Below are 23,895 nucleotides of genomic sequence, written 5' to 3' on the forward strand. Positions count from 1 at the left end.
GACGCGCATGATTTCTAAGGCACTGAAACAAGCACAATCCGGGCGGATCGACCGTGCGGAACAAGGGGCAATGGCATGAGCGGCGTACAGGTGATCACCATAGCAGAGGGCGATGGCGACCAGCGACTGGATCGTTGGCTGCGTCGACTGTTCCCGCATGTCAGCCAGGGTCGGATCGAGAAGATGTGCCGCAAGGGCGAACTGCGCGTCGATGGCGGGCGGGTGAAGGCCTCGACCCGGTTAGAGGTAGGGCAGTCCGTGCGCGTGCCGCCTCTGCCCGACGCGGACCATAAGCCCGCTGTCGTAAAGCACCGTGTCTCGGATGCGGATGCAAAGATGATTCAATCTTGTGTGATCTATAAGGACGACCATGTACTGGCGCTGAACAAACCGCACGGTCTGCCCGTCCAAGGTGGAAGCGGTCAGACCCGCCATGTGGACAGCCTGTCCGAGGCGTTGCGGTTCGGGTATGATGAGAACCCGCGCCTTGTGCATCGGCTTGATAAAGACACATCCGGCGTTCTGTTGATGGCCCGTACGCGCGAGGCCGCAAAGGGGCTGACCGCCGCCTTTCGGCATCGCAATACGCGCAAGATTTACTGGGCGCTTGTTGCCGGGGTGCCGACTCCCTATCTGGGCGAGATCAAGACGGGGCTGGTCAAGGCGCCGGGGCACGGTAAGCAGGGCGAAGGCGAGAAAATGATCGCCGTTCATCCCAGTGAAATAAACGATACTCCGGGCGCAAAACGTGCGCACACGCTTTACGCAACGCTGTATCGTGTCGCGGGACGCGCTGCCTGGGTTGCGATGGAGCCGGTGACAGGTCGAACGCATCAGCTGCGTGCTCACATGGCAGCGATTGGTCACCCGATCATCGGAGATGGAAAATACGGCGGCTCGGGGCAGGAGAATCTCGGCGATGGCTGGGGCGCTCAACTGGGCGGTATCATCAGTAAGAAGCTTCATTTGCACGCCCGGCGGCTGTCATTCGAGCACCCGGTGACTCATAAAGCCGTTTCAATCGTTGCCCCGCTTCCCGGCCATATGAAGCAGAGCTGGGATACTTTGGGCTGGACCGAGGATTTGGCGGCCGACGACCCGTTCGAGGCGCTGCGATGAACGCCCCCTTGCGGCTTGTTCTGTTCGATGTGGATGGCACTCTGGTCGATAGTCAGGGGGCCATAGTGTCGGCCATGTCCGCCTGTTTTCAGGCGCAGTCGCTGCCAGTTCCGGGTCGTGACGCTATCCTGTCCATCGTTGGCTTGTCTCTGCCCCATGCGATGGCTCGCCTCGCGCCGGATCAGCCTGAGCGGGTGCAGCAGGCGCTGGTTGACGGGTATAAACAGGCCTACCACGCACAGCGGTTGGAACAGGGCGCAGCAAGCTCACCACTTTATCCCGGTGCGCGTCAGGTGATCGAGGCGCTTCATGCCAGGCCAGAGGTGCTTCTGGGTGTCGCGACGGGTAAATCTCAGCGCGGGCTGGATGCGCTGCTTGAGGCGCATGGGCTTGACAGGTATTTCATAACCCGGCAGGTCGCAGATCATCACCCATCCAAGCCTCACCCGTCGATGGTAGAAACGGCTTTGGCCGAGACCGGTGTAACTGCCACGGCAGCGGTCATGGTGGGTGATACCAGCTTTGATATGGATATGGCCGCGGCGGCGCAGGTTGCCGGGATTGGGGTCAGCTGGGGATATCATGACCGCTCGGCGTTGTCTGCAGCGCGGCAGGTCATCGAGAGTTTCGAACAATTGCCAGGAGCACTGGCCAATATCTGGGGCTGAAGAGATGAGCGATTGGAAACCGAAACGTTTCTGGACCGAAAGCGCAGTCGTTGAGTCTGACGGTGGTTACACGATCGAGTTGGACGGCAGACGGGTCAAAACACCCGCCAAGGTCGCTTTGTCGTTGCCCACACGCGCCATGGCCGAGGCGGTGGCCGAGGAATGGGATGCGCAGGAAAAAGAGATTGATCCGGCCACGATGCCCTTTACCCGTTCGGCTAACGCGGCCATCGACAAGGTACAACATCAGCATGGAGAGGTCGCCGACCTGCTGGCTGATTACGGTGACTCGGATCTGCTCTGCTATCGGGCGACACATCCTGAAGCGTTGCAAAAGCGGCAATCCGAAGCCTGGGACCCCGCTTTGGATTGGGCTGCCGAAACGTTGGATGCGCGGCTGGTTCCGCTTGCGGGCGTGGTTCATCAACCGCAGGCTCCGGAAGCACTGCAAACGCTGCGCAATCGGGTACATGCGCTGAACGCGTTCCAATTGGCGGCATTCCATGATCTGGTAAGCCTGTCGGGGTCGTTGGTTCTCGGTTTTGCCGCCACGCAGGATTGGCGCAAACCGGACGAGATATGGCGCATTTCTCGGCTGGACGAGCTTTGGCAGATTGAGCAATGGGGCCATGACGATGAGGCACACGCCGCCGCCGAAGTGAAAAAATCAGCCTTCCTGCACGCCAAGCGGTTCTATGACCTCTCGATATGAGACCAAATGGCCTAAAATCGTGATTTTGACCCCTGTTTTGCCTGAAACGACCTATCGTTTTCCGTGATCCAGCCCTTGACGTTTGGCGATGAATACGCCCAAACTCGGGCCACTAAAGGGGAGACACCTTTTGGGTAACCTTTCTGGCGCGGATGTGCCGGATCGAACCGTCTCATCTAGGGATGGAAAATCAGGAAGAGGTAAAAATGAAAAAATCCGTAATCTTGGGCATGGCAACAGTTGCCGGCCTAGCTGCTGGTGCGGCTGCGGCGGGGACCGTTGACGATATCAAAGCCCGCGGCAAGCTGAACTGCGGCGTGACCACCGGTCTGGTCGGCTTTGCTGCTCCCGATGCCAATGGCGAGTGGAAAGGCTTTGACGTATCGCTGTGCCGCGCTGTTGCAGCAGCCGTTCTGGGCGACGCAAGCGCTGTCGAGTTTGTTCCGACCACCGGTAAGACACGCTTTACCGCTCTGGCTTCGGGCGAAATCGACATGCTGGCCCGGAACACCACATGGACCTTCAGCCGTGACGTTGACCTGAAGTTCGAATTCACTGGCGTTAACTACTATGACGGTCAGGGCTTCATGGTTCCCAAAGCGCTGGGCGTGACCTCGGCCAAGGAACTGGACGGCGCGACTGTCTGCATCCAGACCGGCACCACTACCGAGCTGAACCTGGCGGACTTCTTCCGCTCGAACAACATCAGCTACGAGCCGGTTCCGATCGAGACTAACGCCGAAGCGCAGCAGCAGTATCTGGCTGGCGCCTGTGACGTTTACACCACCGACGCATCGGGTCTGGCCGCTACCCGCGCCACCTTCGAAGATCCGTCGGCGCACGTTCTGCTGCCCGAAATCATCTCGAAAGAGCCGCTGGGTCCGCTGGTCCGCCACGGCGATCACGAGTGGGGCGACGTTGTCCGCTGGACTCTGAACGCGCTGGTTTCGGCGGAAGAGCTGGGCGTAACCTCGGCCAATATCGACGAGATGTCAGCCGGTACCGACAACCCGGAAGTAAACCGTCTGCTGGGTACCGAAGGTACGCTCGGCGAGATGCTGGGTCTGGACGCCAATTGGGCAGCCAACGCCATCAAAGCAGGTGGCAACTACGGTGAAATCTTCGCCACCAACATCGGTGAGGAAACTCCGATCGGTCTGGCACGCGGCCTGAACGCACAATGGACCGATGGCGGTCTGCTGTATTCGCCGCCGTTCCGCTAAGACATCAAGGGGCAAGGGCGCGGGGAAACCTGCGCCCTTTCTCCATAAATAAGAATCACGCCCGAACAGACTGAGCAGAGATCAACTCTGCCGTCCTAACGTCGGGATGCACGGGGATATACATAGGTCATGACGACTCTCACTGACCCGCCGAAGGAGCACTTCCGGCTGTCCATGCTCCTTTATGATACGCGGTACCGATCTGCGACCATTCAGGTCATTGCCCTGATCGGTTTCATGCTTCTGGCAGCCTGGATCATTTCCAATACAATTCAAAATCTTGAGGCCCTGGGAAAACCGGTCGAGTTCGGCTTTTTCGGCGAACCGGCGAGCTATGATATCAACCAGCGCCTGTTGGAATATACATCGCGCGACAGCCATCTGCGCGCGGCCTTCATCGGTCTGCTGAATACGCTCGTTGTTGCGGTTCTGGGCTGTATCACGGCAACGATAGTCGGTGTTCTGGTCGGTGTTTTGCGCCTGTCGAACAACTGGCTGGTTGCGCGGATCATGACTGTCTATGTCGAGATGTTCCGCAATGTGCCCGTCCTGCTGTGGATCGTTCTGGCCATGGCCATCCTGATCGAGGGCCTTCCGGCACCGAATGCCTTCAGAGGTGACAATCCGACCGCGACGATGGACTTGTTCAATTCCGTGGCCGTCACCAATCGCGGTGTCTACATTCCGGAATTCCTGTTCTCACGGGGCTTGGGCGATATTCACCTTTTCGGAGCGTCGAGCATTCGGTTCAATGTTTCCTTGGATCTGGTCGCCTTTCTGGTAGTGCTCGGCGGTAGCATCTTTGCGATGCGCAAGATTTCAGGCTGGGCCGCTGCCAAGCAGGAAGCGACCGGCGATCGTCCGACAATCTGGCACATCCAACTGGGTGTTTTGTTCGTTCCGATGATCATCCTCCTGACCGTTCTGGGCTTCCACCTGGGTTACCCCGAGTTGAAGGGCTTCAACTTCAAGGGCGGAACCCACATGCGCAATTCGCTGATCGCCCTGTGGTTGGCCTTGTCGCTTTATACAGCGGCCTTCATCGCCGAGATCGTGCGCGCTGGTATTCTGGCCATCTCGAAAGGCCAGACCGAAGCCGCATCTGCGCTGGGTCTTCGCCCGGGTCGTACCATGCGTCTGGTGATCCTGCCGCAGGCGCTGCGCGTGATCATCCCACCGATGATCTCGAACTATCTGAACCTGACCAAGAACTCGTCACTGGCGATTGCGGTGGGATATATGGACATCACGGGTACCTTGGGTGGCATCACCATGAACCAGACCGGCCGCGAGCTGGAATGCGTTCTGCTGCTGATGCTGGTCTATCTGTGCATCTCGCTGAGCATCTCGGCGGTGATGAACTGGTACAACAACCGTGTCAAATTGGTGGAGCGGTAATATGAGTGATGTTTCATTTGTCCGCACAGAGATGCTGCCGGAACAGGCGCCACCCGCATCCGAGGTCGGCGCGCTGGGCTGGATTAAGCACAATCTGTTCTCAAGCTGGCTCAACTCGATCCTGACGATCATCTCGCTCTATGCGGTCTACTATGTGCTGTCTGGCATTCTACCGTGGACATTCCAGTCCGTTTGGAATGCCGACTCGCTGAACCAATGCCGCGAGATCATGCTTGAGAACTGGGGGTCCACCCATGGGCACGCCTGCTGGGCGGTGATCAACGATCGCTGGTTGCAGTTGCTGTTCGGGTTCTACCCGAGCCATCTGTACTGGCGTCCGATCTTGGCCTTGATTCTTCTGCTGGTGGCGCTGGCACCGGTTCTGTACTCGGATCGGGTACCGACCAAGATGCTGATCTTTTCCGCGATCTACCCATTCCTGATGGTTTGGCTGATGTGGGGCGGAACCATCTGGGGACCGATCTCGGCAGCATTGGGTTTCGTTGTTGGCTGGGGTGTTTACACCATCGTCAGCAAACAGCTCAGTGGCCTGTTCGGCATCATACTTGGAGTTCTGGCCTCGGTAATATGGTGGCTGTTCATTTCCAGCTACTTCACCAGTGCGATGGCATCAATCATCCCAATCGGGATGGAAGCGGTTGAAAGCCGTCAGTTCGGTGGCTTCATGTTGGCGGTTCTTCTGGGCGTTGTCGCAATCGGTGTCTCGTTGCCCATCGGCATCGTTCTGGCGCTGGGCCGTCAGTCGGACCTGTTGATCGTCAAATACCTGTGTGTGGGCTTTATCGAGTTCATTCGCGGTGTGCCGCTGATCACGCTACTGTTTGTGGCATCGCTGCTGCTGAACCTGTTCCTGCCGCCGGGCACCAACTTTGACATCATCCTGCGGGTGATGATCATGATGACCCTGTTCTCGGCTGCTTATATGGCCGAAGTGATCCGGGGCGGTCTGGCTGCCTTGCCACGGGGTCAGTATGAAGGTGCCGACAGTCTCGGCCTGAACTACTGGCAGGCACAGCGGCTGATCATCATGCCGCAAGCCCTGAAAATCTCGATTCCGGGCATCGTGAGCACATTCATCGGGATCTTCAAGGATACGACGCTGGTGTCGATCATCGGGCTGTTCGACGTAATCGGACTGGCATCCGCCATCCGCGCTGACACCGCCTGGAACGGCATCTACTGGGAACTGTTCGCGTTCATCGCGGCGCTGTTCTTTGTCGTCTGCTTCTCCATGTCCCGTTATTCCATGTATCTGGAGCGCAAGCTTCAGACTGGCCACCGTTAAGGAGTTCAACACATGTCTGAACTTGCAATTGAACGCGAAATCGACCGCTCGAAGATGCAGGTGAGCGACGAGGTCGCCATCGAAATCTCGAACATGAACAAGTGGTACGGGGCCTTCCACGTGCTGCGCGACATCAATCTGACCGTCAATCAAGGCGAGCGGATCGTGATCGCAGGGCCGTCGGGGTCGGGTAAATCCACCCTCATCCGGTGCCTGAACGCGCTGGAAGAACACCAGCAGGGCAGGATCGTCGTGGACGGGACCGAGCTGTCGAATGACCTCAAGAACATCGACAAGATCCGGTCCGAGGTTGGCATGGTGTTCCAGCACTTCAACCTTTTCCCGCATCTGACCATTCTGGAAAACTGCACGCTGGCCCCGATCTGGGTGCGCAAGACGCCCAAGAAAGAGGCCGAAGAGCGCGCGATGCATTTCCTGGAAAAGGTGAAAATCCCCGAGCAGGCCGATAAGTATCCCGGTCAGCTTTCGGGTGGTCAGCAGCAGCGTGTGGCGATTGCCCGCTCGCTCTGCATGATGCCGCGGATCATGTTGTTCGACGAGCCGACCTCAGCCCTTGACCCCGAGATGATCAAAGAGGTGCTCGACACCATGATCGAGCTGGCCGAGGAAGGCATGACCATGCTGTGCGTGACCCACGAGATGGGCTTTGCCCGCCAAGTCGCCAACCGCGTGATCTTTATGGACGCAGGCCAGATCGTGGAACAGAACGAACCGGAAGAGTTCTTCAACAACCCGCAATCAGAGCGGACCAAGCTGTTCCTCAGCCAGATCCTGGGACACTGAGTTCCGAGAAGCTAACGAAAAGGCGGGGCTTTCCCCGCCTTTTTTCATTCCAGCAACTCGCGTGGAATGGTAAACCCCTGAACGATGCCGCTGTGCCATTGGACATGCGCCCAGTCGTCAATGTCGAACCGGATCACAGTCGTCGCGCATGTCGGGTAGTCGTGAAACCTGGGGTGATCGGGGGCTTGGCGCACAATGCGGCTGGCAAAGGCAGCGATGCCGGGGTTATGTCCCAACATCAGAACAGCCGGCTCGGTGGCACTCGACAATTCCATCAACATGTCCTCAGAGCCCGCGTGATAGAGCGCGCGATGAAAACTCACTTTGTCAGCGCGCAGCCCCATACGATCCCAAGTTTCACGGGTACGGGTCGAGGTTGAGCTCAGCACTTCATCGGGTAGCCAGCCATTGTTGCGTAACCACGCGGCAACCGCCAGAGCCGATTTACGCCCGCGGTTGTTAAGCGGTCGGTCGTGATCGTCGAGAGAAAAGTCATTCCAGCTGGATTTCGCGTGGCGGGTCAGGATCAGGGTGCGGGTCATGACGGGTGAAACGCTTTCATATGATGGGCGGATTGGTCCGGATCACGCCCCGCGCCCTCGCTGAGTGGGCAGGACAGCCGGGCGAGACAACCACCGGTCATGCAAGTTTGCCCTGCGGCGGTGGACAGGTGACCGTGGCAGGCGTCCACATCATAAAAACTCTGACTGTTCAGCGCTCCGACCGGGCAAGTTTGGGTACAGGGGGCAGGGCATGTGGTGCAGGGAGAGATTCCTGAAGCCTCGGGGACGGCAAACTCCTCAGCAAAGTGCAGTGCCCCCCTGAATGAGATCATCATACCGACCGTATCATGCACGAGCGCGCCCACCGGGCTGCTGAAGGTACGGCCGGATTTCAACGCCCAGTCGATGAAGGGCGCATAGGGTGGGCCACCGAACGGGAAATGCGCCTCGGCCCCCAAATCCCGCGCCAATTGACCGACCACGCGCGATGACCACCGGTCGACCGGGTGGGCGCCTTGCCATTCGGGTGAGGATTTCAAGATGGGCCAAAATGCCCCGCCTGCGCCAAGTAGGATCAGGGTGCCCCCGTCCAGTTGTTTTGCGCCCGTACGTCGTGGATGCTGAGCACCCATGACGATCAGCCCTGCATCCCTTGCCGCATTTTCCACGCGGTCATAGGTTTCTAGAGAGGAGGTCGGTGGGTATCCGGTCATGTCTCCTCCGTCGGATGGTTCAGTCCGGCCGGATCAACGATCCAGCGCCGTGCTCGGTGAACAGTTCCAACAACACCGCATTTGGTGCGCGCCCGTCCAGAATAACCACCGCCCGGACCCCGCTGTGCAGCGCGTCCAGCGCGGTTTCGGTCTTGGGGATCATGCCGCCCGCTATGGTTCCATCCATCGTCATTTCGCGAATCTGGCCGGCCTTAAGTTCGGTTACGACCTCGCCGCCCGCGTTTTTGACGCCCGAAACGTCCGTCAGCAACAACAACCGGTCTGCCTTGAGCGCGGATGCGATAGCCCCGGCTGCGGTATCGCCATTGATATTGAAGGTCTCGCCGTTCTTGCCCGCGCCCAAAGGTGCGATCACCGGGATCACATCATGTGAGAACAGATTGTGCAGGATCGCCGGGTTCATCTCGGACGGAGACCCGACAAATCCCAGAGAGGGATCGGCCTGATCGCAGACCATCAGGTTCGCATCCTTGCCCGACAGACCGACCGCCGAACCGCCCTGACCGTTGATCGCCTGCACGATGCGTTTATTCACAAGGCCTGACAGAACCATCTCGACCACTTCGACCGTGGCTTTGTCGGTCACACGTTTGCCGTTGACGAATTCGGATTGGATATTCAGCTGATCCAGCATCGCGTTGATCATCGGTCCGCCGCCATGCACGACCACCGGGTTCACACCCACCTGCCGCATCAGGACGACATCACGTGCAAAGCTTTCCATCGCCTCGTCGCTGCCCATGGCGTGTCCGCCCAGTTTTATGACGACGATTGCCCCGTCATAACGCTGCAGATAGGGCAGAGCGCTGTTCAAAGTGGCGGCGGTGGCGATCCAATCCCGGTTCATGTCTCTTGTCTTCATGGCTGAGGTCCCTCTGGGCACCCGTGTTAGGGTCTTTGAGTGGCGCTGCCAAGAGCCAAGCTACTCCAAATGCGCAATGATCGAACGCAAGGTGGGAATGCCATCGCCTTTCTCGGACGATGTCAGCACGATCTCGGGGAAGGCTGCAGGGTGTTTGGCCAGCGCACTGCGCACCTGATCCAACACATTCTTGCGGTCCTTTTCTTTGACCTTGTCGGCTTTGGTCAGGACGCACTGAAAAGTGACGGCACTGGTGTCCAGCAGCTTCATGATTTCCGCATCCACTGGCTTCACGCCATGGCGCGAGTCAATCAGGACGAAGGCACGGCGCAGCGTCTGGCGCCCGCTGAGATATTGCTTCAGCAGTCGCTGCCATTTTTCAACAACCTTGACCGGCGCATTGGCATAGCCATAGCCCGGCAGATCAACCAGATAGAGATCAGGCCCCTGAGTGAAAAAGTTGATCTCTTGCGTGCGGCCTGGTGTGTTAGATGCACGCGCCAGTCCCTTGGTCCCGGTCAGCGCGTTGATCAGGCTGGACTTGCCGACATTCGAGCGTCCGGCAAAGCACACCTCTAACCGGTCAGGAGCGGGCAGGCCATTCATGGCTACCACGCCCTTGACGAATTCCGACGGCCCGGCAAACAGCTTGCGCCCGGTTTCGGCGGCAAACTCATCCGGTGCCTCGGCCAATGGGAATGGAAGCGCAGTCATAGTACCTGAACCTTGTCTCCGGTCTGTATGGTGCCGCCCTCCAGTACTTCGGCGTAGACACCAAAATTCTGATGATCCCAGCTGTTCAACGCCCCCAGCGTGTCGGCATCGCGTTCGCCCGTTTCAGGGTTGGCGGTTGTCGCCATGCAGCGCGTTATACACTCACGAATGTGGAACACGGCTTCGCCAATGCGAATGTCGCGGCCCAGCCAATCGAACTCTTCCCACAGCGCAAGGCCATCGAACCAGATGTTGCCCCGCCAGCGTTTGATGGACAGGTCACGACCCAGTTTCTGTTCGACCGCGCGGTGCGAGGCCATGTTGCACAGGCTGATCGAGGGGAAATCGCTGTCGGTCATCCCGCGCCCGGGGACGCGGACGATGCGCGCTGACGCCGCGCGGTCTGCGGGCATCAATGGCTTGACCCAATCCAGAAACGCGTCCTGTTGCGTATCGGGCTGAAAGCTAAGCGGGGGACGGTCAGGATGTTGAAGCGTGACGCTGTCGCCCTGCAATTGCGCCGAGATTGCCATCAGTTGAGGCGCCTTCGCGCATCGGCTGAAATTGGAGCAGGGCGCCCATTCCGACCCGTCTGTCTTTGACGCCTCATGGGCAATTGCCCAAACACGATCCCCGGGCATTGTCTGCCCGGGGGTCAAAGTTACGTCGTCGAGGGACTCGTGCCCGTGACTTTTGATCGGGTGCCGCCAAAGGCTGGTGACTGTTCCGGTCATTTGTCATCCGTCTTGGGCGTTCGCTTGAAACCCGATTTTATGTTGCCGAACACGTCCGGCGTATACCCCTGACTGCGCATGATCAGGTATTGCTGGGTGAAAGTGATCGTGTTGTTCGCAATCCAGTAGACCACCAGACCACTGGCAAAGCTGCCCAGCATGAACATGAACACCCACGGCATCCAGGCAAAGATCATCGCTTGCGTCGGGTCGGTTGGTGCCGGGTTCAGCTTCTGCTGCAGCCACATCGAAATCCCCAGAAGCAGCGGCAGAATGCCAAGGAAGATGGTCGCCATCAGCGTACCGGGCTCGGGGCCTGCCCAGGGCAGCCAGCCAAAGAAGTTCATGATCGAAGTCGGATCAGGCGCACTGAGGTCGCGGAAGGGGCCGAACCAAGGGGCCTGACGCAATTCAATCGTGACGAAAATCACCTTGTAGAGCGAGAAGAAAATCGGAATCTGCATCAGAATCGGCAGACATCCCGCAGCCGGGTTCACCTTCTCCTTCTTATACAGCTCCATCATGCCCTGCTGCATCTTCTGGCGGTCATCGCCTGCCGCTTCTTTCAGAGCTTCCATTTGCGGCTGCAGCTCTTTCATTTTCGCCATCGAGACATAGGACTTGAACGCCAACGGGAACAGAATCGCCTTGATGATCAGCGTCAGCCCGATGATCGACCAGCCCATATTGCCGATCAGGGCGTTGATATTGTGCAGCAGCCAGAAGATAGGCTTGGTCAGAAAGAAGAACCAGCCCCAGTCAATGCTATCAACAAATTTCTGGACACCTTCAGACTGATATTTTCGGATCGTTTCCCATTCCTTGGCGCCTGCGAACAGGCGCGTTGTCACCTCGGCGGCTTCTCCGGGGGCGACGGTCAGTGTCGGCAGAACCGTTTCGGTCTGATAGATTTTGCGGCGTGAATCATATTTTGCTGCCGCTTTGAACGTCGAACCCGGTTCCGGGATCAGTGTGGCCATCCAGTAATGGTCGGTAAATCCGATCCAGCCATCTTCTTTGACCTGATAGACCTCGGCTTGTGCACGTTCATTCGGGTCGATGTCAAAATCGCGTACATCGCCATAGTCGACTTCGGACAGCGTGCCGTCCGCCATTCCGATCACGCCCTCATGCAAGATGAAGAAGTTTTTCAAACCCGGCAGGTCGCCATCCTCACCAAGGCCGTGCCGGGCGAGAATGCCGTAGGGGGCCATGCCAACCTCGGATTGGGTCGCGTTTTCAACCGATTGGGTAACGGTGAACATATAGTCCTGATCAACCGAGATGTTGCGGCGGAAGGTCAGCCCTTTGCCATTGTCCCAAACCAGCGTGATGGGGCTGTCTACGCCCAGAACCTCTCCCTGTTCCAAGGTCCAGAGCGTGTTGGGACCAGGAACATCCGCCCCCGCAAGTCCCGCACCCGGCGCCCAGCCGTAAATGGCATAGTAGGCCGATTCCGATCCGACCGGAGAGAGCAGTTCGACAATTGGTGCGCCCTTTTCGATGGAAACCTTGTAATCCTTGAGAAACAGCTCATCGATCCGCCCGCCGGACAGGGACAGGCTGCCCTTCAGACGGGGAGTGTCGATATCGACGCGCGGTGCCTGTTCTTCCGGCAGAGTTTCCTCGGCGGCGGTCGTTGCCTCACCCACTGTGCTGGTGGCGCTGGGGGTTTGCACGTCATCGCCTTCCAGAGCCGCAATCTCTGCTTCTTCCAGCGTGGTAGGTTGCTCCGGCGGTGGGAACAACACGAACCATACAAGGATCACGATAAAGCTGAGTACGGTTGCTAGGATGAGATTTTTGTTCTGATCGTCCATCGGGGACAGCCACCTTGAGCAGTGAAACACACCCGGTGGGTTCAACAGAGTGCAGCCCCAAAGGTCAAGCGGAATCGCCCCTCAAATCGCCCCAACACTGGAATCGCCGCTACGAAACTGCCGATTTCATCCCATCTTGCGACTGATTTTGGGCGTGCCCCTGAGCTTTGCCTGATGAGCCGCGATCCAGTCCAGCGTCTGTTCGAACGGCATTGGTTTGGCAATCCCGAAACCCTGTACATGATCGCTGCCCAACTGCGCCATCAGCGCATGTTCACCGGGGGTTTCAACCCCTTCCGCGAGCGTCTCGAGATTTAGTCGTTCAGCCATGGTCAGAATGGCGCTGACGAGCTGCTGCTGGCTGGGGTCCTGATCGGATTTTGCCACAAACGTCCGATCGATCTTGATGCGGGACACGTCAAACCGCTTGATTGAGGCAATTGAGGCATGGCCGGTGCCGAAATCATCCAGATCGATGCAGCACCCAAGCGCCGCCATGCCGGTCACATTCCGGGTGATCACGTCGTCGGGACGACGTGAGAATACCGTCTCCAATATCTCGACCGCCAGTCTGTCCGGTGTGAGTTCAAACTGATCCAGTTCCCATTTCAGACGGTCGATCAGACCCGGGTTGCGCAGTTCATCCGAGGAGAAATTGATGCCGATCCGGGGAATGAAAAGCGCGGCCCGATCCCAGGCGCGCATGGCCTCGAACGCGTGATGACGCATGACCTGACCCAGTCGCTCCATCAGTTCGGCCTGTTCGGCAAAGGGCAGAAACACCTGCGGGCCCAGAACGCCCTTGATCGGATGCTCCCACCGTGCCAGTGCTTCAAACCCGGTAATCTTGCCCGTGTCCGTAGACTCCTGTGGCTGAAACCAGGGCCGGATGTCTCCGCTGTCCAGTGCCGCTTCGAATTCTTTTCGCAGGTTGGCCCGGACCAGCGAACGCCGACGCGTTGCTGTTGAATAGGCCCGTATCGTGGACGGTCCGCTTCTCTGCGCCTCGGCGAGCGCAGCGGTAGCGGCGCCGATCCACTCTTCAGCCTCGGTTTGGCGCAGGTCGGAGTGCAGGCAGAATCCGATAGAGCAGGATTGATAAACACCCGCACCATTCAGCAAGAGTGGCTCTTCCACAGCGCTTTGAATGCGGCCCGACATTTGGATGCAGGCTTCGAGATCCAGATGCGGGGACGGGTGGAGGCCGATGAGAAACCGATTCTGGTCAATCTGAGAAAAGATGTCATGGCTTCGGATGATCGAAAGGATGCGATCACTGAATTGCTGCTTTATATGATTTGCCGCCGCTTGCCCGTGCAGGTCCTGAAGATCGGCGTAATCGTCCAATGCCATAGCGATACATGCGGCATTCTCGCCATTGTTCGTTGCTGTCTCACTCAGAACCCGCATTTCGGACTGGAAAATATCATACGTGACCGCGCCGCTGGGGCGTATTCCTGAACTGCTTGCGGTGTAAGACCGACTGCCCCATATGCCGGTTGCGGCAAAAACAAGCGGTAAGCCCAGCGCCGTGGTGACAAGGGCGCTTTCGCCGCCCAACCAGAACGCGGCCAGACAGGCGGCCGGCACAAAGGCCAGAACCTGCGGCCCGGTTAGAACCATCCGCAGTGTGTCGAGAAGTCGGTCAACAGAGAAAAATTTCCGCATTGGTTTTACGGCCTTCGGCTTGGGCAAGGATCGCGCAAGCCAACCGTAGGAAACCAATCTGAGTCAGTCGTTAACGCAGCCGGGGAATTTCGTCTGAATTTTCGTCTTTTTGAATCTGCTCGGTCGTGAGGTTCACGAAGTCAAACAGCTTCGGGTCCAGCAGGTGCGATGGTCTGGCATTGGTCAATGCGCGGAACATCACCTGCCGCCGCCCGGGCGCGTTCTTTTCCCATTGATCGAGAATCTGCTTGACCTGTTGACGCTGCAGCCCGTCCTGACTGCCACACAGATCGCAGGGAATGATGGGATAGTTCATCGCATTTGCAAACTTCTCGCAATCCGCCTCGGCCACATGGGCGAGCGGGCGATAGACGAACAGATCGCCCTCTTCATTCACCAGCTTGGGTGGCATGGTCGCCAGGCGACCGCCATGAAACAGGTTCATGAAGAATGTCTCGAGGATATCGTCACGATGATGACCCAGGACCACCGCCGAACAGCCTTCCTCGCGGGCGATACGATACAGGTTCCCGCGGCGCAGGCGAGAACACAGGGCACAATAGGTACGGCCTTGCGGAACCTTGTCCATCACAACGGAGTAGGTGTCCTGATACTCGATCCGATGCGGCACACCCATGCGTTCGAGGAACTCGGGAAGCACAGTCGCCGGAAACCCCGGCTGGCCCTGATCCAGATTGCAGGCCAACAGATCGACGGGCAGCAGCCCGCGCCATTTCAACTCGTAGAGCACCGCCAGAAGGGTATAACTGTCCTTGCCGCCAGATAAGCACACCAGCCATCGCGGCGGTTTGGCCTTCTTGTCATGAGCAGAGGCGTTGACCATCCCGTACTGTTCGATCGCTTCGCGCGTTTGGCGCACGATGCGTTTGCGCAGCTTCTTGAACTCGGTGGTCGAAGGTGCGCCCGCAAACAGCGGATGGATATCGTCAGCTTCATCGAACATGGTGCGGGCCTATCTCAGTTGGGTAAACCGGGCAAGGGTGGGCGTTATTTGTCCTCGGGCACCGGATCGTATCCGTCACCACCCCACGGGTGGCAGCGCCCGATGCGACGTGCGGCCAGCCATGTTCCCTTGAACGGACCGTGCTTTTCAAGCGCTTCCAGCGCATAGGCTGAGCAGGTTGGCTGATAGCGGCAGTTGAACCCGACCCATGGGCTGAAGATCAGCCGATAGGCCCGGATTGGCAAGGCGAGGATATGGGCAAGCGGAGTCATTTGCCGCCATGCACTTTGCGCAAGGCATAGCGCAGATCGTCTTTCAGCGCCTCGAACGGGCGGGCGGCGGTGACCTCGGCGCGGCCGATCAGGACGTAGTCCCATCCGTTTCGGCCCTGACTGGTAAGAACAGCGCGGGCTGCCTCGCGCAGGCGGCGTTTGGCGCGATTGCGGGCCACGGCATTGCCAACTTTTTTGGAGCAGGTGAACCCGACGCGGATACCGGTTGCTTCGCCGTCGCTGCGGTTGCGCGCCTGTACCATCATCGAGGCCGTACCCTGCCGTTTCGCCCGCGCGGCCTTCAGAAAATCCGAACGGTTCTGCAAAACGGTCAGGGTTTCACCCATGCAAACGGATGCCGCCGGGGGCTTTACCCTCGGCTGGTTGCTACCATCCTCAGGGGCCTCCGGCGGCGTCATGTTCATAACCTGATCAGTGAGCGGTTTATGCGCTCAGCGACTTGCGGCCACGTGCGCGGCGCGCGTTCAGGATTTTGCGGCCGGCCTTGGTGGCCATGCGTGCGCGGAAACCGTGGCGGCGTTTGCGAACCAGGTTCGAAGGCTGATAGGTGCGTTTCATCGCTCCGTCTCCAATCTATAGCGGTCGGGTGCGGCGCGGATTCGCCTGGCCCTAGTGTTCGAAGCCCGTCCTCTACTGGGTCGCGGGAGTTAAGTCAAACCCCTAGGTGGGGGTTTTGACGCCTTTTGCAACAATTCTGTAACCGGCACCAGCAAAAGGTTTCAAATTGCCGGTTGTAGGCCCTGAATCCCTCACATTCTCTGCCATAAACATCAACGCCGCGTGAGGCCCCTGTTGTGTGACCCGCTGGCGTCGCATGTTGTAGCCAGAATGAAACGTACCAAACCGGACAACGTGATGAGTGATACAACCCAGTCTGCGCGCAGCGGGCTTGCGCGCCATATTCCATTGCTGGTGATTCTCTCTGTGGCGGCGGTGGGGTTCTTCACCTTGGGCGACTATCTGTCTTTCGAGACTCTGCGCGACAATCGCGAGGCGCTGCTGGCTTGGCGAGATGCCAACTACTGGGCGATGGCTGCCGCGTTTATGGCGCTTTACATCATTATCGTCGCCTTTTCGCTGCCCGGCGCCGCCGTGGCTTCGATGACCGGGGGGTTTCTGTTCGGTCTGTTCGCCGGAACAGTGTTCAATGTCGTCGCGGCAACCATTGGCGCCTCGGCCATCTTTCTGGCCGCACGCTGGGGGCTGGGAGAATCCCTCACAGCCCGGCTGGAATCCTCGGAAGGGGCGATCAAGAAACTGAAAGATGGGCTGCGCGAGAACGAAATCTCGGTTCTGTTCCTGCTGCGCCTGGTGCCCGTCGTGCCTTTTTTCGTGGCCAATCTGGTGCCTGCGCTGGTGGGGGTCAAGTTCCGCAACTTTTTGATCACAACGGCGCTGGGGATCATTCCCGGCGGCATTGTGTACACCTGGATCGGTGTCGGGCTGGGCGGTGTGTTCGACCGGGGCGAGACCCCCGACGTCTCGCTGCTGTGGGAGCCGTTTGTGATTGGCCCGATCATCGGCTTGTGCGTGCTGGCCGCTTTGCCGATTGTCATCAAATCCATTCGTGGCCGAAAGGACGCCTGATTCATGCAAGAGTTGAAAACCGATATCCTGGTGATCGGTGCCGGGTCGGGAGGGTTGTCCGTGGCAGCCGGGGCCAGCCAGATGGGTGCGGATGTTGTTCTGCTTGAGGGGCACAAGATGGGAGGGGACTGCCTGAACTTTGGCTGTGTCCCTTCGAAAGCCTTGATCGCCAGCGGCAAGGTCGCCTACGGGCAGGCACATGCGTCCGCCTACGGTATCTCGGACGTGACGCCTCAGGTTGATTACGCTGCTGCGAAAGATCACGTGCATGACGTGATCGCTCAGATCGAGCCCATGGACAGCCAAGAGCGTTTCGAAGGTTTCGGTGTGAAGGTGATCCGGGAATACGGCAGCTTTGTCTCCCCCACCCAAGTACAGGCCGGAGATCACCTCATCACCGCTCGCCGCGTTGTCGTGGCCACCGGGTCCTCGCCGTTGATACCGCCTTTGCCGGGGTTGGATCAGGTGCCGTATTATACCAACGAGACCATATTCGAGCTGCGCGACAAGCCCGAACATCTGCTGATCATCGGCGGAGGCCCCATCGGTATGGAGATGGCGCAGGCGCATATACGTCTGGGCTGTAAAGTTACGGTGATTGAAGGGATGAAAGCGCTGGGCAAGGACGATCCCGAGGCGGCCTCGGTGGTTCTGGACAGCCTGAAGACCGAAGGCGTGGTAATCCGCGAGACCGCTATGGTCGCCCAGATTCGGGGCAATGCAGGTGCTGTTGAGGTCGTGACTGAAAACGGTGAGATTTACACGGGCTCTCACCTGTTGCTGGCCGTTGGGCGCAAGGCCAATATCGAGCGGCTGAACCTCGAGGCGGCCGGGGTCGAGCAAACGCGCACGGGGATCAGGACCGATGACTCGTTGCGCACCACAAATCGCAAGGTCTATGCCATCGGAGATGTCGCAGGCGGAATGCAGTTCACCCATGTCGCGGGGTATCAGGCCGGGGTCATCATCCGCTCGGCCCTTTTCGGGCTGCCTGCCAAGGCGAAAACCGCCCATATCCCATGGGCAACCTATACCGACCCGGAACTGGCGCAGGTCGGTCTGAGCGAAGCACAGGCGCGCGAACGGCACGGCGATGCGCTCGAAGTTGCCCGGTTCGACTATCACCACAATGACCGCGCCATCGCGGAACGGAAGACGAAGGGCTTCATCAAGGTGATGGTTTTAAAAGGCCGACCCATAGGGGCGACAATCGTAGGGTATCAGGCCGGAGAGCTGATCAACTTGTGGTCGCTGGCGCTGGCGAATAACCTCAAGATGGGCCAGATCGCTGCGATGGTTTCGCCTTACCCGACGGTCGGAGAGCTTAACAAACGTGTGGCGGGTGCCTATTTCTCGCCAAGGCTGTTTGAGAATCAAACGGTTAAACGAGTGGTCAGGTTCGTCCAGCGCTGGATTCCCTGACCCAAGGAGGTGCGCAAAGTGAACTCGCTGTCGGGCCGATTTCTGATCCTGACGACGGTCTTCGTCATGTTGGCCGAGATTCTGATCTTTGTGCCTTCAATTGCGCGCTTTCGCGAAGATTTCCTGCTTAATCGGTTGGAACGTGCGCAGATCGCCTCATTGGCATTGTTGGCCGACGACATGCTGGCCGATGAGCTTGAGGCTGAACTGCTGGCCAATGCGGGTGTTTACAACGTTGTCCTGCGCCGCGACGAAGTGCGCCAGCTGATGCTGTCGTCGCCAATTCCGGACCAGATCACCAGGACCTACGATCTGCGCAGCGCCAGCGCGTGGGTGCTGATCCGCGATGCGACTCAGCGTTTGTTTACGCCCGAGAACGAGGTGATCCGAGTGATCGGCGCTCCGGTCAAAGACGCCGGGCTGCTGATCGAAGTTACGATGGACAGCAATCCGTTGCGTATGGCGATGACAGATTACGGGCTGCGTATTCTGGGTCTTTCCTTTGTGATTTCGATTATTACCGCTTCATTGTTGTTTCTGGCCGTGCGCGTAGTGCTGGTGCGACCGATCAAAAGCGTAGTGGGTTACATGCAGCGGTACGCCAGCGCACCCGAAGATGCGCGAGGCATTATCTCTCCGAATTCAAAAGTTACAGAGCTGCGCGAAGCCGAAGAAGCCTTGCAGATGTTGCAAACCGATCTGACCCAGGCTCTGAAGCAACGCGAACGTCTGGCGCAATTGGGTGGGGCAGTCGCCAAGGTCAGCCACGACTTGCGCAATATCCTGACCTCGGCGCAATTGTTCACCGACCGGATAGAGGCCAGCAATGATCCACTGGTGGCGCGCATGGCGCCAAAGCTCGTCAATTCGATCACCAGGGCGGTCTCATTGTGCGAAAGTACATTGGCCTTCGGGCGCGCCGAAGAGCCCGCTCCGACACTGACGATGGTCCGGCTGCGGGATGTCGCTGCGGACGTCGTCGCCAGTGAGCAACTCGCCGTCGCAGAGGCATGTATCGAGATCATAAACGAAGTCCCCGAGGATCTCGTGATCCGTGCCGATCCAGAGCAGATATTCAGGGTCGTTATGAATCTCGTGCGCAATGCCCGGCAGGCCCTCATGTCCGCGGGCAAACCGGGCCGCGTTGCCGTATCCGCATCCGAGCAGGAGGCCGATTGGTGCATCGAAATCAGCGATACAGGCCCGGGCCTGCCACCCAAAGCGCGGGACAATCTGTTCACTCCCTTCCAGGGGGGGGTACGCAAAGGGGGCTCGGGACTCGGTCTGGCGATTTCGCAAGAACTGGTACGTGGCCATGGCGGAGACCTGTTTTTGAAAGATACAGGGCCTGACGGAACCGCCTTTGAAATAAGGCTTCCACGCGGCGATATGACTTTTTGAAGTTTTTTTGAAGAATCGGCTTGCGCGCACTTGGTCCCGGGTCTAAATACCGCCTCACCAACGCGGACCGATAGCTCAGCTGGATAGAGTACTTGACTACGAATCAAGGGGTCGGGGGTTCGAATCCTCCTCGGTCCGCCACTTGGTGCTGAAAACATTGAATAAATTCCCATCAACGTTTTCCTGCCCCTGATCTGCCACTAAAATCAAATCGCTTGCCGGTTCTTCCGCCTGATGTCCGGTTGAGTCGGAATGTCGCACCCCACCCCCCGGCCTGAACCGACTGCCATTGCCGCCAGACTTCAGGTTGCATGTCGTAGAAGGGACGAGCAAGCGCGGCGAATGTGCCCAGCGCAAGTCGTTCTTCTTCCAGTTCGGTTGGTGGCAGTGACGCAATCGCCGCGCCGCCAATCCCAAATACGATTTTGTCATTCGGCACTAGCACGTAGTCGAGTAGCCAGCCTTTAGGATCGCGGGGTGCGGACCGGCGAAATGCAATGGCTGCGCTGAACGCAGGGTCAACTTCTGCTGCCAGACAGACTAAATGAAAGTGTGTTGGAGACACAGGTCAGTTGACCACTCAACCAGAGATCGCTTCACATAAAACCGCTTCAAGGGTGGTTGCGGTTTGTTGTTGTGAAGCGTTTCAACTCAAGGCTGTATTCTCGCGCCTCTGAACTAAAGCGCAAATGCAGAAGTTCGAGAACACAATAAGAGGCTCTGGCGCGGTCCAGGAAGATTTTCCCGATATACTTTAGTATCGGAAGCGATCTTATTTGCGTACAAATATGCGTCCGTGTGTCCGTCAGAAGCTGTGATTTGTTGCTACCTCAGTCCTGTCAACAGTTTCTGAGGCGACATTGCGTATATTGCACGAAACACCGGGGCCGGACCTGGATTGGAAGGTCAAAGCACCGCTGGTCGTGGAAACCCCCTCTGGCGCGGTGGTCGCGATTGAACGCTGGTCGCTTGCGGGGCTGGAATGGCCGGACGACGCGCCTGAATGCCCCAAAACCGCGACACTTAGCGTCCCTTTTCAAGGCGTAGATATCCGCTTCCCGGTACGTTTGTCGAAGCCAGGTCCCAATTCCACAGTGCAGCTGGAAGGTCTAAGCGGTCGGCAACGCGAGACGTTGGCTCTGTTTTATCGCTCTCTGTTGTCTGGGCGAATGGCCAGCAGCGCAGATGTGATAACCAGTCTCGACACTCCGGTTGACTTGGTGCCGATGGAGGAAACGGAAGGCGAACAATCCCGAAAACCTGCGAGATTTCTTCCACGATCTTTGCGTGTTTTACTCAATGTGGCGACCTATCTGCTGATCGCAGCGGCGGTGATTGGCGTTATTGGAAACAACATTTTCACCAATTTGGACCGAATTGACATCCAACACGGGCGCGTGTTGGCCCCAATGATCTCTTCTTTCCCTTCAGCCAACGGCTATATCGAACACATTGAAGTCACGGCTGGGCAGGAGGTGCGCGAGGGTGATCTTCTATTCTTGATGGACGATGCGGAAGCTGTGGCGGCGCTCAAACGCACCGAGGCGGAACTGGCGCTTGCCCGCACCGAGGATGTCAAAATCTCCGAGGCTTTGAAAGAACTTCGGTCCCTATCAAACTCGGAGGTATTATCCGAACGCGTCGCGGCAGCCATGCGCTTCTATGTAGAGTTTGTGCAGGACGGCGGGTTTGACGATCTACGGCGCCAATGGCTTAGCCTTCGTGAACGCAACCCTGAGCTGGCGCAGTCGGTCGATCCAGTATTGATCGTAACAAACTTGCTGGAAGCCGAAGAACGCAATCGCGCCTCCGCGGTAAAGGCGTTGGAAGCAACAAAAGAAGCTCAGCAACAGAAAATTGAAAACAATCACGTTCGCGCAGCAACAGACGGGATTGTTCAGGACTTCATCGTTCGGAAGGGGCAGCCGTTCGGTGGTACGGCAAACGAGTTGGTCTTTGAAACGGCTGAGCCTCGTATGACGATCGGATGGGTGTCGGAACGGTTTGCTGAAACGATTTACATTGGCATGCCCGCAACGATCGGCTTCAATGAGAAGGGAAAGAAGATCACCATTCCCGGTGAGGTCTGGGACGTGCGCGCAGGGGACAATCCTGAACGACCCGGAGAGTTCGGAATCATTGTTACGGTTCGCGCAATTGGCCTGTCCTCGAAACAAACAAAAAGCCAATTGCGGTTGGGAGCCCCGGTGAATCTGGAAGCAAAGCGGCAGTTGGGGACACGCTTCCATGCGTGGTTAAAGTCCATGGACCCGCGTGTGGGCCGAATCCATGACTGAATACGAATTCGACAAAGATCTGGCGCGGCGGTTAAGGGAGCTGCAAACAGATGTTCCCAACTATTTTTGCAAGTGGTCAGTACCGCAGTTCACCTTGTTCTTGCTCTTGTTTATGGGGCTGCTCTGGCTGTTGGCGAACGTACCGAACCGGTTCTTCAACCCGAGTGTTTTGCACATCACGATGGTCCTTGGAACACTTGGGTTCTGGCGATTTGGTTGGTGGTTTACCCATGCGTTAAGGGCTCAGATTTATGCGAAAGGCAAATGGCCGGGCGTGCGGCGCCGGGCGGATGCAATTTGGGATGCGGGCTGGCGCCCCAAACGCCTTCATATTCAGATGACGACCTATTTTGAGGAACCCTCCATCACCAAACGTGTTGTGGGGTCCATCCTTGGACAAATCCGCCGTGAACGGATACCGACGACGATCTATATCGGTACAGGCAGTGCATATGATGAGCAGATCATTCGCGACTTTGTCGAAACCTATGCGCAAGATATCCCGGATGATCTGGCGACGCTTGTATTCATCCGTCAGAACCAGCCGGGCAAGCGAATGGCGATTGGTCTGATCCTGCGGGCGATCTGCCGATCCGGTGCGTCGCCTGATGATCTGGTGATTTTCATGGACGGAGACGCCCTGTTTGGCGGGGATGTTCTACGTAAAACCCTGCCAATGTTTGCAAGCGATCCAGAATTACAGGCGCTGACCACAGATGAAGAGGTCATATGCTATGGCCCGGCCTGGATCGCCAAATGGCTGGACATGCGGTTCGCCCAGCGTCGTCTTGCGATGCAAAGCCATGCTTTGTCGGGTCGTGTGTTGACGCTGACGGGGAGAATGAGCGTGTTTCGCGCGCGCCATATCCTGGACGAGAAATTCATTCGCACGATCGAGGCGGATCACCTGCATCACTGGCTTTGGGGTAATTTCCGGTTTCTGTCCGGGGATGACAAATCAACCTGGTATCGCCTGCTGAGCGTGGGTGCGAAAATGACCTACGTGCCGGATGCCACGGTCTACACGATTGAGGTCATCAAGGAAAACGGCCTCATGCGGATGGTTCAGAACTTCCGCCGTTGGTCGGGCAACATGCTGCGGAATGGCAGCCGCGCAATCGCTCTTGGTCCGACCGCAATGCCGTTTTTCATCTGGTGGTGTGTCGTTGATCAAAGGATCGCCATGTGGACCATGATGGTCAGTCCGGTCATGGCCGTTGTCGGCAGCCTGATTGCGCCGGGTTACTTCTGGAACTGCATAATCTGGGTGCTGTTTTCACGGATCGTGCTGTGCCTGTTCCTGTTCGGATACAGCAGGCGCGCGGATATGAGTTGGCCGTTCATCCTGTATCTCAATCAAGTGATCAACGCGACGGTCAAGATCTACATGATCTTTCACCTGTCCAAACAGAAATGGTCGAACAGAGGCAACCAAAGCTCAGGCGGTGGATCGGGCTTTGCCGAGACACTAAAAAGCGGATTTGCCAAGTTCCAGATGGTCACCGCTATCCTGACGTTTTTAACCGCCATCCTGATCTATGTCGGTCTGATCGAGATGCCGTTCGGCTAATAGACCTATCCTTTCGATAGCGAGCTTAAGCCTATGACACGCAGCAATAAGGGCGGGGGCCGATAATCTGAAATCAGACTTGTAATGATGAGGTTT

At 57.9% G+C, this 23,895-nt stretch carries 23 protein-coding genes and 1 tRNA gene; 13 read left to right on the forward strand and 11 right to left on the reverse strand.

Features of this window, described 5'->3' with window-relative positions:
- Nucleotides 1-75 precede the first annotated feature (75 nt).
- The 7 genes from RA27_RS10560 to RA27_RS10590 all read left to right on the forward strand — a co-directional run bounded on the left by RA27_RS10560 (nt 76) and on the right by RA27_RS10590 (nt 7,230).
- Nucleotides 76-1,119: an RluA family pseudouridine synthase gene (locus RA27_RS10560; RefSeq protein ID WP_039538323.1), complete on the forward strand. Its 1,044-nt coding sequence runs from the start codon at nt 76-78 to the stop codon at nt 1,117-1,119.
- Complete coding sequence (locus tag RA27_RS10565; protein WP_039538326.1) at nt 1,116-1,787, forward strand: HAD-IA family hydrolase; 672 nt, start codon at nt 1,116-1,118, stop codon at nt 1,785-1,787. Before RA27_RS10560 ends, RA27_RS10565 begins: the two co-directional genes overlap by 4 nt.
- A gap of 4 nt (nt 1,788-1,791) precedes the next feature.
- Nucleotides 1,792-2,499: an ATP12 family protein gene (locus tag RA27_RS10570; protein WP_039538329.1), complete on the forward strand. Its 708-nt coding sequence runs from the start codon at nt 1,792-1,794 to the stop codon at nt 2,497-2,499.
- A 206-nt stretch (nt 2,500-2,705) separates the two neighbouring features.
- Entirely contained in the window at nt 2,706-3,722 is a 1,017-nt protein-coding gene (locus RA27_RS10575; protein WP_039539003.1) for an amino acid ABC transporter substrate-binding protein, read from the forward strand.
- A gap of 129 nt (nt 3,723-3,851) precedes the next feature.
- On the forward strand, nt 3,852-5,120 hold the full coding sequence (locus tag RA27_RS10580) for an ABC transporter permease subunit (protein WP_039538332.1): 1,269 nt from the start codon (nt 3,852-3,854) through the stop codon (nt 5,118-5,120).
- A 1-nt stretch (nt 5,121) separates the two neighbouring features.
- Nucleotides 5,122-6,426: an amino acid ABC transporter permease gene (locus tag RA27_RS10585; RefSeq protein WP_039538335.1), complete on the forward strand. Its 1,305-nt coding sequence runs from the start codon at nt 5,122-5,124 to the stop codon at nt 6,424-6,426.
- Nucleotides 6,427-6,438: 12 nt separating this feature from the next.
- Nucleotides 6,439-7,230, forward strand: a complete 792-nt coding sequence (locus RA27_RS10590) for an amino acid ABC transporter ATP-binding protein (protein WP_039537380.1) — start codon at nt 6,439-6,441, stop codon at nt 7,228-7,230.
- 44 nt (nt 7,231-7,274) lie between these two features.
- Here the strand turns inward: RA27_RS10590 and RA27_RS10595 are convergent, their stop codons facing one another.
- From RA27_RS10595 to rpmH, 11 genes are all read right to left on the reverse strand, one after another.
- Entirely contained in the window at nt 7,275-7,772 is a 498-nt protein-coding gene (locus RA27_RS10595; RefSeq protein ID WP_039538338.1) for a histidine phosphatase family protein, read from the reverse strand.
- The gene (locus RA27_RS10600; RefSeq protein WP_039538341.1) at nt 7,769-8,446 is read right to left on the reverse strand and encodes a ferredoxin; all 678 of its coding nucleotides are present in this window, start codon (nt 8,444-8,446) and stop codon (nt 7,769-7,771) included. Before RA27_RS10600 ends, RA27_RS10595 begins: the two co-directional genes overlap by 4 nt.
- Nucleotides 8,447-8,465: 19 nt before the next feature.
- Nucleotides 8,466-9,329: an acetylglutamate kinase gene (argB, locus tag RA27_RS10605; protein ID WP_039538344.1), complete on the reverse strand. Its 864-nt coding sequence runs from the start codon at nt 9,327-9,329 to the stop codon at nt 8,466-8,468.
- A 60-nt stretch (nt 9,330-9,389) separates the two neighbouring features.
- Nucleotides 9,390-10,043 carry a ribosome biogenesis GTP-binding protein YihA/YsxC gene (gene yihA, locus RA27_RS10610; protein WP_039538347.1) on the reverse strand — a complete coding sequence of 218 codons (654 nt, stop codon included), beginning with the start codon at nt 10,041-10,043 and terminating at the stop codon, nt 9,390-9,392.
- Nucleotides 10,040-10,777, reverse strand: coding sequence for an MOSC N-terminal beta barrel domain-containing protein (locus tag RA27_RS10615; RefSeq protein ID WP_039538350.1), 738 nt, complete (start codon nt 10,775-10,777; stop codon nt 10,040-10,042). The genes yihA and RA27_RS10615 overlap by 4 nt, the downstream gene beginning before the upstream one ends.
- Nucleotides 10,774-12,597, reverse strand: coding sequence for a membrane protein insertase YidC (gene yidC / locus RA27_RS10620; RefSeq protein WP_039538352.1), 1,824 nt, complete (start codon nt 12,595-12,597; stop codon nt 10,774-10,776). The genes RA27_RS10615 and yidC overlap by 4 nt, the downstream gene beginning before the upstream one ends.
- A gap of 126 nt (nt 12,598-12,723) precedes the next feature.
- Entirely contained in the window at nt 12,724-14,265 is a 1,542-nt protein-coding gene (locus RA27_RS10625) for a GGDEF domain-containing phosphodiesterase (protein ID WP_039538355.1), read from the reverse strand.
- Between the two features lie 70 nt (nt 14,266-14,335).
- Nucleotides 14,336-15,229 (reverse strand): tRNA 2-thiocytidine(32) synthetase TtcA, encoded by an 894-nt coding sequence (gene ttcA, locus RA27_RS10630; RefSeq protein WP_039538358.1) that lies wholly within the window; start codon nt 15,227-15,229, stop codon nt 14,336-14,338.
- Nucleotides 15,230-15,273: 44 nt separating this feature from the next.
- The gene (yidD, locus tag RA27_RS10635) at nt 15,274-15,501 is read right to left on the reverse strand and encodes a membrane protein insertion efficiency factor YidD (RefSeq protein ID WP_039538361.1); all 228 of its coding nucleotides are present in this window, start codon (nt 15,499-15,501) and stop codon (nt 15,274-15,276) included.
- Nucleotides 15,498-15,920 carry a ribonuclease P protein component gene (gene rnpA, locus RA27_RS10640; protein ID WP_039539006.1) on the reverse strand — a complete coding sequence of 141 codons (423 nt, stop codon included), beginning with the start codon at nt 15,918-15,920 and terminating at the stop codon, nt 15,498-15,500. The genes yidD and rnpA overlap by 4 nt, the downstream gene beginning before the upstream one ends.
- A 25-nt stretch (nt 15,921-15,945) precedes the next feature.
- Nucleotides 15,946-16,080: a 50S ribosomal protein L34 gene (rpmH, locus tag RA27_RS10645; RefSeq protein ID WP_005980833.1), complete on the reverse strand. Its 135-nt coding sequence runs from the start codon at nt 16,078-16,080 to the stop codon at nt 15,946-15,948.
- Nucleotides 16,081-16,377: 297 nt separating this feature from the next.
- Here rpmH and RA27_RS10650 point away from each other — a divergent pair, with 297 nt between their 5' ends.
- From RA27_RS10650 to RA27_RS10675, 6 genes are all read left to right on the forward strand, one after another.
- On the forward strand, nt 16,378-17,109 hold the full coding sequence (locus RA27_RS10650) for a TVP38/TMEM64 family protein (protein WP_039539009.1): 732 nt from the start codon (nt 16,378-16,380) through the stop codon (nt 17,107-17,109).
- Between the two features lie 3 nt (nt 17,110-17,112).
- Entirely contained in the window at nt 17,113-18,531 is a 1,419-nt protein-coding gene (locus RA27_RS10655) for an FAD-dependent oxidoreductase (RefSeq protein WP_039538363.1), read from the forward strand.
- An 18-nt stretch (nt 18,532-18,549) separates the two neighbouring features.
- Nucleotides 18,550-19,932, forward strand: a complete 1,383-nt coding sequence (locus RA27_RS10660; protein WP_039539012.1) for a HAMP domain-containing sensor histidine kinase — start codon at nt 18,550-18,552, stop codon at nt 19,930-19,932.
- Between the two features lie 64 nt (nt 19,933-19,996).
- A tRNA-Arg gene (locus RA27_RS10665) sits at nt 19,997-20,073 on the forward strand.
- 719 nt (nt 20,074-20,792) lie between these two features.
- Nucleotides 20,793-22,229 (forward strand): biotin/lipoyl-binding protein, encoded by a 1,437-nt coding sequence (locus RA27_RS10670; protein ID WP_039538366.1) that lies wholly within the window; start codon nt 20,793-20,795, stop codon nt 22,227-22,229.
- A complete protein-coding gene (locus tag RA27_RS10675; RefSeq protein WP_039538370.1) occupies nt 22,222-23,799 on the forward strand; it encodes a glycosyltransferase in 1,578 nt (525 codons plus the stop codon). Before RA27_RS10670 ends, RA27_RS10675 begins: the two co-directional genes overlap by 8 nt.
- Nucleotides 23,800-23,895: the final 96 nt, after the last annotated feature.

This window comes from Ruegeria sp. ANG-R (assembly GCF_000813985.1).
Taxonomy (GTDB): domain Bacteria; phylum Pseudomonadota; class Alphaproteobacteria; order Rhodobacterales; family Rhodobacteraceae; genus Ruegeria.